We start from the raw sequence: 11,818 nt of genomic DNA, 5'->3' as shown, positions 1-11,818 counted from the left end.
GGCAATAGGGTGACTATCATTGTTACAAGGGTTAGACGAAAAAACGCCCAAAAAGTTACCGGGTATTTGCTTCCTTGCCATAAAGAACTACAAGTGTTTAAGAAAATGGAAAGTTGTCAAAAGTCAATTGGAAAAAAATCTTAGGAGTTGGGGACTGGTCATTCGCTGCGGTCCATTAGAGAATATACGGTTGGAATAATGACCAGTGTTAATAGGGTGGAACTGATTAGCCCGGCTACGACGGTGATCGCCATTGGCGTACGGATTTCCGCGCCATCGCCCAGGCCGAGCGCCATGGGCAATAATCCCAGTACGGTTGTCGATGTGGTCATCAGGATGGGGCGCAATCGCACTTCGCCAGCCTGTACAATTGCTTCTAATTTGGACATCCCACTGCGCCGCAGATGGTTGATATAATCTACGAGCACAATGGCGTTGTTCACCACGATGCCCGCCAGCATGATAACGCCCAGAAAAACTACGACGGAAAGGGATATGCCAGTGAGAAATAGAATGACGATTACGCCAATCAGTGCCAGTGGAATGCTAAACATGATTACGAATGGATGGAGGAATGATTCAAATTGCGAGGCCATGACGATGTACACGAGAAAAATTGCGAGGCCCAATGCAAAGGTCAAACTGTTCAGCGATGTCTCCATTTCCTTGTTTTGGCCACCAATGACCATCGATACATCCTGGGGTACTTCCATTGTTTCCAGTGCCTGCTGAATCATAGCGGTCATTGTTCCCAGGTCTATACCGCTCACATTGGCTGAAATCAGAACCGCGCGCTGTTGATCTATGCGCCGAATTTCACTCGGGCCTTCGTGTACTTCGATGTCGGCGACCGCAGATAGGCGAATGGGCACTTGCTGGCGGCCCGGGTTCACGACCAGTCGGCGCAATTCAGTTACTCCGGCGCGGTCGGCTTCATCTACGCGCACCAGCACATCGATGCGCCGGTCAGCCTCTCGAAATCGCGTTACCACATTGCCCTGTACTTTTTCGCGTACCAGCGAGGCTACCTGGCGCACATTCAAGTTGTATTTGGCTAATAATTCGCGCTTATAGACAATTTGCACTTCCGGGTTGCCGCGTTGAAGGCTCGACTTCACATCGTATAGTCCGGGGATCTCGCTCATTACCCGTTCTGCCTCGCGCCCCAATTGGGTCAATGTCGGCAAATCGTAACCGCGAATTTCCACTTCTATAGGTGTCTTAAAACTAAATAGTGCGGGACGTGAAAAATCGGCTTTTATCTGAGGCAAATCCGAGAGCCTGTTTCGCAAGTCAGCCATCAATGCGTCTTCGCGCTGTGCCAAAACACTTTCCCCTTTGATGCCGCCCCAAATACGTGTGGGCAATGTCAGCAGGTCCTGTCCCCAACCCGCCATTACATTTTGGGGGCTGTCTGTTTCGATATCCTCCAGTACCACAGACACAACCCCGGTGTGTTCGCCCTGATCAGACGATGTGATATCGGTTTTATCCACGCCAACTGTCGAAGAAATCGCACCTACATCATAAGCATCCATCACCCGTGATTCGATGAGCTTCAGGGTTTCATCGGTCATTTCGAGAGGCGTACCCACGGGCAAACCAATATCCACATTAAATTCGCCCTGATGCACTTGCGGGATCAATTCATTGCCCAGTCGGGGCAATAAGACCATCCAGCATATTGCAAAAGGTACCACAGCACCCGCTACAATACTCAGTCTGTTGTGTAATGCCCAGCGGATAAAAGGTGTGTAAGCACGCCGAATGGCTGCAAAACCGCGTTCAAATAAAAACAGCACGGGCGCGAGGATGGGCAAGAGGATAAGGGCGATTACCAGCAATGCGACCAATCCGGTTAAAAATACAAACATGAGCGCCAGGATCAGTATTTTGCCGACCAGGATGAGTGTGGTAAAGATCAAGAATCGAAGTAGAAAATAAACCGCGCCGAGTACAAAGAGTAGCAAAACGCCCACTGCGCCGAGGAGCACTGGTGCGATTTTTAAAACGCGCTTCCATATCGCGCGGTCCCAGACCCAGTGGAAGAGACGCTTCAATGTTCTTCCCGTCCATCGCGTTTGTACACCCAGGTCGCGTCCCAAATTTTGGGGTGTGATAAATGACAGCAGATCGTCCCATATTATCCGCACCCATGCTTTGCCAAACAGGTCGCGATCCTCAGCCCAGGCGCACAAAGGACCCCACAGGCGATTTATTTTCTGGCGCCATAATGGTCCAGAACCGAGCCAGCAATAAAATCCCCATCCGGGATAGATGATGGGGTATAGAAGAACCGCCAATACAGTGAATACGGCTTTGAGTGCCACGATCGCGATTACACTTGCAAGCCACAATGTGCGGGCGACGTATTCGCCCAACAAGTAGGCAAAGCCAATTGGCACGCGCATCAATAGCGTACGAGAATTCATGGCGTGATATTGAAGCGCATTTTCGCCCCTGTTTTTCAGGCCCATACCTTCGAGTAACCACGCGACTGAACGCAATTGCAATACTTCAGACTGCATCAGACGCCTGCTTTGCCCTTCGCTATCACCGCGTGCCAGATGCACTTGCCGCGAAGCCAGCATGGGGATAAAGAATAGCGCGACGCCCAGAGATGCCAGGAGTGAAAAGACAACGGTTAGTGCCATGTCGCCAAAGATCTGCCCGGCCACGCCTTCGACAAATACGATGGGAAAAAATACCGCCACAGTTGTCAGTGTGGATGCAAAAACCGCCCCACCGACTTCCCCGGTCCCCCGGACGGTGGCTGAAATCATATCGTCGCCTTCTTCGCGGCACCGAAAAATGCTTTCCAATACGACAATGGCATTGTCAACCAGCATTCCAATACCGAGTGCCAACCCGCCCAGAGACATGATATTCAGGGATACGCCAAAGATGTTCATAGGGGCAAAGGTCGCCACAATTGAAATTGGGATGGCGAGGCCCACAATAGCTGTGTGAGATGGATTGCGAAGGAAGATGTACAGGACCAGTATGGCGAGCAACCCGCCTATCAGCGCGGTTTGCTTGACCTCATTGACCGATGATTCAATAAATGTCGATTGATCGGACAGCATTTCCATGTCCACGCCTTCGGGCAATGTAAAGGCGATAAAACTCGTCATCTCTTTCATCTGTACAAATTGCCGTACCTGTTCTCGCCGGTCGTTGGCTTTGGCTTTTTCGATCTCGCCCGCTTTGAGTTTTTCTATGTATGCCAATTGTTCGGGTGTGCCAAACAGGCGGTCGCGCACGCGCTGTGCTGTGGCTACGATATTGGCGTCGGCTTCCTTAAAAATTTCGATTTCTACACTTTCTACACTATTGACCCGCGTGATGATCTCTCGCTCTTTGTGCGTGCGATAAACTTGCCCCACATCTTTTACCCGGATTTCAATATCATTGCGGTCGCCGACTACCAGATTGGCAATTTCGTCAATGGTGCGAAATTCATTCAGCGTGCGCACGAGGTACTGCGTTTGTCCGTCCAGCAAACTGCCGCCAGCCAGGTTGACATTTTCCTCCTGCAACCGTCGGTTGATGGTGTTGATATTAAGCCCCATCAGTGCCAGTTGTCGTTCGCTGATCTCAACTCGAATTTCTTCTTCGAGTCCGCCTTTTACACGCGCCGCAGCTACGCCTTTGAGTGCTTCCAGTTCTTGCTTGATTTCTTCTTCGGCAATATGGCGCAATACATACATATTCTCGTTGCCGTAAATCCCAACGCGCATTATGGGGTCTTGCGTGGGGTCGTAGCGCAATATCAATGGGCGATTGACGCCGCGCGGCAAGTTGAGGCGGTCGAGGTTTTCGCGCACTGTTTGCACGGCATCATTCATATCGGTGTCCCAGCCAAATTCCAGGATTACATCGGACATGCCGGGTCTGGAGATCGATGTAATGCTTACGAGATTGCTCACGACTCCCAGGCGCTGCTCAATGGGCCTTGAGATCAAATTTTCAACTTCCTCGGGTGCGGTATCGGGATATTCGGTACGCACTGTTAGCGTTGGATATGAGATGTCGGGCATCATGTTTAGCGGCAGTTGCTGATAAGACACATAGCCAAATACGGCAACGGCCAGGACGACCATAAAGATCGCTACGGGCCGCCGAGTTGTAATCTCAAATGTGCGAGAAAAATCCCGTTTTACATTGTCCTGAATTTCTGATTCCATATTGTTTTGCATGTATCGCTCCGCATAAAAAATCAGCGAACCGCCCACACATTAAGGTCTGCGATTCGCTATTTTCATACAATGACAGGTAAACAAGAGATACCTCATCACGTTTTTTCTGCCTGTTCCCCAGTTGAATCTGGCTCCGCGGGAATGCGCAATCCTTCACCTTCGATGATTCGCACTTTGGCTTTGTCCTTCAAACCGTTTTGCCCTACCACGACTATCTGATCGCCTTTTTTTACGCCCGCGAGTACTTCGACAAATTCGGTGTCGTCAAAGCCCATTTCAAAGCGCACTTTGTTGACCGTGCTGTCCGACACGACGAATACGTGCGGCATGCCATCGTCATACACCACAGCCCGCTTGGGTACGAGGATAGCCTGGGGGTGGGTCGCTGTGACGATGTGTGCATTGACAAACATGCCGGGCCGCAGCAGCCGATTCTTTGATTTCAGTTCCAGGGTTACTTTAAAGGTGCCCGATCCGGGATCGACGACCGGGCTGATACGCAAGATTTTTCCTTCAAATTTTGTACCGGGTAAGAAATCTGTTGTTATGAGTGCGGGCTGTCCAACCGCCAAATTGTGCATGCCCTGTCCCGGTACGTGTACATACGCGATTAAACGGCTCAGGTTGACCATTTCGTAGAGCTTGGTGCTGGCACCTATGCGGTCGCCCAGCTTGACCGAGCGCCTTGATATGACTCCGCTTACCGGCGCGCGCACGCGCGCATAATCGAGGGATAATCGGGCGCGTTCCCACCGAATTTTGCTCTGTTCAACATTGATTTTGAGGTCTTCGTATTCTTCTTTTGCCAGGAGTTGTCGATTAAATAACTCTTCTTTTCGTTTGAGCTGGCTTTCCAGCTTTTGATACGCCAATTTCGCCTCGGCTTCATTGAGTTTTAATTCGTCGTCAACCAGTTCGATCAGTACCTGGCCCTCGCGCACACGCTCCCCTTCTTCGATCAGTACGCGCCGCACCAATCCGGAGCCTCGCGCGTAAATGTCGATGGTTTCCTCGGCTTCTACTGTGGCGCTATAGAGCACATGCTGGGAGATTTTGCCCGTTCCCACGACAGATACTTTTACGGGGACCCCCTCGGCAACTCTCGGTTTTTGATTTTTGCGGTTGGGATTTGGTTGATTTTTGGCCTTTGGATTCGGTTGTTTGGTGCGCTTCTGCTTTGCGGCAACTTTGGCAGAATCAGCTTTGGCAGAATCAGCTTTGGCAGAACTGGTCTTTGCCGTGCTATCAGCAGATGCCTTGTCGGCAGTGGCGTCCTCGCTGCAGCCGGAAAATGCCCAAAGAACCATTAGAATTCCGAGTATAACCGATATGCGCTGCAACATCATTTATCCTCACAGGTTGGAGTATGCCTGAATTCTACAAGACCTTTGACGCACCAGTGGGAAGACTGGTTTCGGAAAACATTATTAAATATACTGAACAGGTGTATAGTTTTCAAGAGAGAAATAAAAAAAGGCGCTCGCATAACGACCGCCTTCTTGTGACATGCGATTGTGCGTGCAATTTCACATCTCCAGCGATTGCCAGATGCTGTCGGCGATGTCGCGGTATATCTTTGCCAGAGGCGAGTCGGGATCAGAGGCTACGATTGGTTCTCCTGTGTCACTTCCCATTTGTACCTGTAGATGCAGGGGAATTGCGCCCAAAAATGGCACGTTATAGGCTTTTGCTGTGCGTTCGCCGCCTCCCTGACCAAAGATCGGCGTTTCTGTGCCGCACTTGCTGCATATATAAGTGCTCATGTTTTCGATTACACCGAGTACGGGTACTTCAACGGTGTGAAACATTTCGACGCCGCGCCGCACGTCTTCCAGGGCGACCAGGGGGGGGGTCGTTACGATGACCGCGCCATCCAATGGGGTCGATTGGGTCAGGGTCAGTTGCACATCGCCAGTGCCTGGAGGCAAGTCGATAACCAGGCAATCGAGCGGTGCCCAGGCCACGTCGCGCACGAATTGGGTGACCATTTTGGCTAACATTGGTCCACGCCAGATGATGGGTACGCCATCGCCGGCGATTAATCCCAGAGATACCATTTTTACACCGTACAGCTCAAGGGGTTCAATTTTTTGCTCCGGTGTCATCTGGGGCTGCGCTTTGCTGCCCATCATAATCGGTACATTGGGTCCGTAAATATCCGCGTCCATCAATCCCACGGCGTGACCCGATTGTGCCATTGCCACAGCCAGATTTGACGCGGTCGTGGTTTTGCCCACGCCGCCTTTGCCACTGGCGATTGCGACGATGTGTCTGACACCCGGGATGGGTGGACGCTCTGGGATTGGTGGTGCGCTCACATTATACTCCTATTTTTATTTTTTTGCCTGCTACTGTATATGCAAGCCGTCATCGCGGCATGGTTTTGAGCCGCGATCCAGATTTTTTTTACATCTGGACAACTATGCCGCTCTGTCTTCTATAACGAGACTGCGCCCAACGGTTCGGAGTGCTTTCATGATCTGACTGATATGGGAGAAGCAATCCGGGTCGAGCAATTTGCGGATGGCGGAATCGCTCAGGTTTAGACGAACGGCGAGCGCGTCCCCAGTGATCCCCTGCTCGCGCATGGCCGTATAGAGAGCCAACTTGGCGGCGGCGATAGGCGGGACTGCGACGAGTTCCTGACCGTCGGCAACAGGGCTTGGGGTTGGGATTGTCCGTTGCTGTTGGACGTACACAGCGAGCATAGCGACAAGGACGTCTTCAGCTAAACAAAGAGATTCTTCCCTGGTTTGCGCCCCCGTTATGGCTCCCGGTACGTCGGGGAAGGTCACGACGAATCCCTCGCCTTCTTCGTGATCGGGAATCAGATTGCATGGATAAGCGTATTGCATGAATCAGAATTCCAATATGGTTTGTGTCACATTGAGTTTGACTTTTTTTGTGATTTCTTGGACCTGTTCAAGCGTAGGCGCATGTTGGGCGCGCATCGGCTCGCGCGGCGGTATATCCAGTTCCACACCGCCCAGGGGCGCAAATCGATCGTGTATAGCGCGTGCTAAATTGATGGGAGGCGTGTGCTCCATAAGCGCAGCACGCAAAATTATCCGCGCTTCCTCTTCCATTGAGTGGCCATGCTCAGCCGCCTGGATGCGCAGACGTTGCTTAATGTCATCGCTAAGATTACGTATTGTCATGCTGGCCATCTTCTTACCTCCAATTCCGAGAAAATATACAATTTTGATGCTCTGGCTCTCGTCCAGGTCACCTTCTTCTTTTTTACGGCCTTGATCTGCCTTTCGACTTGCTCTGCGAAGGTGTCATCTTCCGCCTCATTCTCAGATTGGCAGACGTTCTGGCACTGACAGTGTATTCACATCGTGCTCTTGGCTGATGAGTTTATTTTTATAGGCCTACCCCAATAGCGACCAGTGGCACTCATACCCTATTCAAACGGACTTGGACATTGCTTGGATCCACTCCGAAGTGTTCAAGGAGTGCTATCGCCCCATCTATCGAGTCTTGAGCTTCCCAATTCTTTTCGATATACACATCAGCACCTACTAATTCAGAAGTTGTAAATCTCTGGCCTGAAGGGTGCAGTTGCTCTGTACTGGACGCTATATAACGGTCTTGAATTTTAGGATGTGGTATCTGAGCGTTTTCAGATTTTAGCTTTCCATTTTCTATGAGCCACTTCGCTGTTTCCTTTAGAACGCCTACTGAAGAAGATCGGAACTGTTCAGTGCATCCATCAGGGAATTTGATGTGTCTTGGTTTCGGACTATACTTGTCCAGGCCTGAGAGATTTTTCAGCAAAATCCACCCAGACTCAGTATCAGGTTCGATAGTTGGCGGATTACTTGTTACAGGAGTATCTGGTTGCTCGTTACCTGTGCCGAACAAAGATGTACTGACAGGGTCGGGATCACCGGAAGCGAGATTCGGCATCCAAATTGAAAGGGCATTCAGCGCACATCGTGTAGGGTTATCATCCATTATGTTGAAGTCAACTATTGGTTCGAGATTTTCTAAGGGCGTAAGTACTTCCCGCTTGTACAAAGCCCAACGCGCTCCGTTAGTAAGGATGAAGAACGCGACACCAGAATCAGTGGCATATCCATTGCCTTGATCGCGATAGTCATTGGGGTTAAATGATGGATCATAACGTTTGGTCTCAACAATTGCAAGGTCCTGGCCGTCATGTTTGAGAAGGTAGTCCGCACGCTTCCTCTTTTGTGTCGCAGTTTTGAATTCAAGCTGAACAAGATTTGGGTCTCTGACATTCCATCCTAGTATCTCTAATACAGGGTCCACGAGCAGTACTCGTGTAACTGATTCATGGCTCCTCAGATAATCTCTGTTATTGGAAATCTTCGCTTCCAACTCTTTAAATAGTGCTACTGCTTTCGTTAAATCCATGATAGCCTCTTTATATTTCTATTCATAAGTTCATAAGTGGGCTTTCAGAAAGAGTGGCGCATATTCTTGATCATTTCTCCTAAAGTGTCTTCAACGGAGAAGAAAGTTCCTTTTTTGGTTTTTTAGTAAAAAAAAGGATTTTCAGGATCAAATGTCAAAATGTTGGCTTGCTGAGCTAAAGCATTCAGGTCAATATCTGAGCTTATTAGATTTTCTGGTCTTCCAGAATGGTGTGTGTCACATTGAGTTTAACTTTTTTTGTGATTTCTTGCACTTGTTCAAGCGTAGGTGCATTTTGCGCGTGTTTTTGTGTCCATTCTTGCCAGATGATAGCGGTGCTTGAGGGCAGACCTGTTGTTTTATCAGGCTCGGAGGCTACTGGTAAATCCTCCATGAACCAAATCTCCGTGATTGTATTGTAATTGAAAGATCAATAAGCGGCTCAAAACTTCACTTCTGCGTTGCCATGACGCATTCTGCCAACTTGGGTATGCCTTCTCGGATTTGCGCGAGGGATGCGTAGCCAAATGCGAGGCGCAAATAGGGCACGTCGTCGTGGTGTACGTGAAATGCTTTGCCGGTGGCGTAGTCGATTCCACGGGATTCAGCTATTTGTTCGCATTCGATCACATCGGTGGCATCGGGCAATTTGACCCAGATAAATAATCCGCCTTTGGGACGGCTGAACCATTCAAAAGCGTCGGGAGATTGTCCCAGCATTTCAAACATCAAGTCGCGCTTTTCTTTTACGATTGCGTTGATGTTATTGACATGGGTCCACAGGTGCTCGCGGAAGTATTCGTACACAATGGCTGCGGCGAGTGAACTCGTGCCGCCGTCTCGACGTATTTGCAAAATTTTGCCCAGGAGGGGTTGTTTGGTAAAAAAGCATCCCAGACGCACACCTGGCCCCAAAATTTTGGAGAGGGATTCAATATGTACTACGGGTACTTCTGCTGGGAGGGTATAGAGGGAAGGTACGTAATAATCGTCTTCGTACACCGTGTCGGCATAGCAGTGGTCTTCGACGACGGGGATCTCGTACTGTGCGGCAATTTGCAACAGTTCTTTTCGCCGTTCGAGGGGCATGATCGCACCCGTGGGATTTTGGAATGTTGCGAGTACATAAATGAATTTGGGCAGTTTCCCGTTGGCGCTCCGTTTTTTTAATTCGTCGGATAGCGCGTCCATCCTCATGCCGTGCTCATCCACGGGAATGCCCACCAATTCCGCGCCTTCTTTGTTATATGCGCCAATTGTGCCCGAATAGCAATATTCTTCCATGACGACGCCATCGCCAGGCTGATCGATAAACATCTGCGCCATCAGGGTCACGGGCTGCATTGAGCCGTTGGTCAATGCGATTTCTTCTACGGGTGGGGCAATCCCTTCGCGTCGCAACAGGCGATCGGCCAGGACCTGTCGCATCGGTTGATATCCCAATGTGCCGGGATAAAGTGCCAGTTCATTGCCCATTTCGGGCAAGATACGCATGGCGGCTTCGGCCAATTCTCGCTTGGGAAATGATGAAGGATCGGGACGCCCACTGCCAAAAGGATATCGCTCCATGTGATTTATCTCCTGAGTATTTGAATTTGCTGGCCGCTTTAATACCCTTTTTCTCGCGCTTTCATGCGCGGATCGTACATGGCCAGCAATCCTTCTTCCACAATCTCAATCATCCGAACACGGGCGGCTGCCGCGCCCTTTTTGTTTATTTTATATCCGACTGAGTTCAGATAATCTGGCGCAGCTTCGCCGAATTCTTCTTCTATGCTTACCCATTCGTTGCCTTCTGAATGTACCCGAGGGGCTGCGATGGACCATTCGGGATCTTCGTCGAGTACTAATCTTCTCGCCAGGACCTGAAAGACAGACGATGGGATGCGCGTTCCGCCAGACGCGCCCACAGTCAGGACGGGTTCGCCGTCTTGCAACACAATGGTTGGTGCCATGTTCATGATGGGTGCTCTGCCGGGGGCAATAGAGTTTTTTAAGCCCGATCCGGGGTCAAACCGGGACATGCCCGCATTCATCAATAAGCCCATGCGGGGAATGGTTACAAAAGACCCATAGCCCGGTCCATGTGTGAGGGTTAGTGCGACCATATTGCTTTGCGCGTCTATTGTGCAAATATGCGTCGTACCGCCCGTATAAAATGGTCGCAACAGCGATTGTCCGCGTTTTCCTTCGGCGATATATGTGGCAATTTCTTTGGCATTTGCACCGATATTGATATCCGACATCAGCATGTCTGTATCTACAGGTATTTGCTTTGGATCGCCAAAATTCCGATAGCGATCCATCCATGCTGCGCGAATAATTTCGACCATGCCATGGGCCAATCGAGCGGAGTCTCGTGCGTAGAGGTCTAATTCGGCTTCGTCGGCAATGGCACACATTTGTGCCAGGCTCAATCCAGCACTGCAAAGGGGCGAGCTGTACACATCGTATTCCATGCAAGCCGTTTGTACTGGTTCAACGACTTGAGCTTCGTAATTTGCCAGATCATCTCGCGATAAGATCCCACCGTTATCCTGGATATGTTTGACAATGCGCTCTGCGATGCGTCCCTCATAAAATTCGCGTACGCCTTTGTCTGCAACCTGACTGAGCATTCTGCCCAAATAGGGGTTTTGTGCACGGTCGCCGCTTTTGGGTACTTCGCCGCTGATCATCAATAAGCGGGTTGTTTCTGGGAACTCGCGAATGCGCGCTTCGCTTTGGGCAACGCCTGTAGCGTAGTTTGCCGATACCCGAAATCCGCGTTCACATGCGCGAATAGCAGGTGCGAGTACTTCAGATAGTGGCATTTTGCCAAATTTTTCCAGGGCCAGACCAAGACCTGCCAGTACGCCGGGTACGGAGATGGCTTTATACCCGATTGAATTGGCATATCCGCTGACTGCAGAACCAAATCGCCCGTCGGAGCGCGTTACGCGAAACATCCGGTCATGGGCCTCCTGGGGCGCGACTGTGTTAAAGTCGATGCAGACGACTTCGCCGCCAATATAGGCGGTCATCATGCCGCCATAACCGCCAATGCCACAGGATTTGGGCGATAGAACACAGGCGAGAAATGCCGCTGTTACAGCGGCATCGACTGCATTACCACCCTTTCTCAATATGCTTACAGCCGTAGAATCGGATTCGGGTTGTCCAACTACTGCGCCGTATTCAAACATTGCTGCCACAGGCAAAAACCCCCTTTTGTATTTGTCAAAGTTGTCCCGCTG

Annotated in this window: 9 protein-coding genes; all 9 read right to left on the bottom strand. The window is 50.4% G+C overall.

The genetic code is table 11. The annotated features are described in order from the left end of the window. Positions 1 to 158 precede the first annotated feature (158 nt). Complete coding sequence (locus OXH16_02780; GenBank protein MCY3680295.1) at positions 159 to 4,199, bottom strand: efflux RND transporter permease subunit; 4,041 nt, start codon at positions 4,197 to 4,199, stop codon at positions 159 to 161. Between the two features lie 95 nt (positions 4,200 to 4,294). Continuing rightward, the gene (locus OXH16_02775; protein MCY3680294.1) at positions 4,295 to 5,506 is read right to left on the bottom strand and encodes an efflux RND transporter periplasmic adaptor subunit; all 1,212 of its coding nucleotides are present in this window, start codon (positions 5,504 to 5,506) and stop codon (positions 4,295 to 4,297) included. Between the two features lie 219 nt (positions 5,507 to 5,725). Further along, positions 5,726 to 6,517 carry an Mrp/NBP35 family ATP-binding protein gene (locus OXH16_02770; protein ID MCY3680293.1) on the bottom strand — a complete coding sequence of 264 codons (792 nt, stop codon included), beginning with the start codon at positions 6,515 to 6,517 and terminating at the stop codon, positions 5,726 to 5,728. 102 nt (positions 6,518 to 6,619) lie between these two features. Further along, positions 6,620 to 7,054 carry a type II toxin-antitoxin system HicB family antitoxin gene (locus tag OXH16_02765; GenBank protein MCY3680292.1) on the bottom strand — a complete coding sequence of 145 codons (435 nt, stop codon included), beginning with the start codon at positions 7,052 to 7,054 and terminating at the stop codon, positions 6,620 to 6,622. A gap of 3 nt (positions 7,055 to 7,057) precedes the next feature. After that, complete coding sequence (locus OXH16_02760; GenBank protein ID MCY3680291.1) at positions 7,058 to 7,366, bottom strand: plasmid stabilization protein; 309 nt, start codon at positions 7,364 to 7,366, stop codon at positions 7,058 to 7,060. A 232-nt stretch (positions 7,367 to 7,598) separates the two neighbouring features. After that, positions 7,599 to 8,582 carry a type I restriction enzyme HsdR N-terminal domain-containing protein gene (locus OXH16_02755; GenBank protein MCY3680290.1) on the bottom strand — a complete coding sequence of 328 codons (984 nt, stop codon included), beginning with the start codon at positions 8,580 to 8,582 and terminating at the stop codon, positions 7,599 to 7,601. Positions 8,583 to 8,787: 205 nt separating this feature from the next. Beyond that, positions 8,788 to 8,976 carry a hypothetical protein gene (locus OXH16_02750; protein MCY3680289.1) on the bottom strand — a complete coding sequence of 63 codons (189 nt, stop codon included), beginning with the start codon at positions 8,974 to 8,976 and terminating at the stop codon, positions 8,788 to 8,790. A 56-nt stretch (positions 8,977 to 9,032) separates the two neighbouring features. Beyond that, entirely contained in the window at positions 9,033 to 10,151 is a 1,119-nt protein-coding gene (locus OXH16_02745) for a PLP-dependent aminotransferase family protein (protein MCY3680288.1), read from the bottom strand. Positions 10,152 to 10,189: 38 nt separating this feature from the next. Beyond that, positions 10,190 to 11,767 carry a gamma-glutamyltransferase gene (locus OXH16_02740; GenBank protein ID MCY3680287.1) on the bottom strand — a complete coding sequence of 526 codons (1,578 nt, stop codon included), beginning with the start codon at positions 11,765 to 11,767 and terminating at the stop codon, positions 10,190 to 10,192. Positions 11,768 to 11,818: the final 51 nt, after the last annotated feature.

This window comes from Gemmatimonadota bacterium, from assembly GCA_026705765.1.
In the GTDB taxonomy this organism is placed as follows: Bacteria; Latescibacterota; UBA2968; order UBA2968; family UBA2968; genus VXRD01.
The sequence above is the reverse complement of the archived record's forward strand: the minus strand, read 5'-3'. Positions and strand labels throughout refer to the sequence as shown.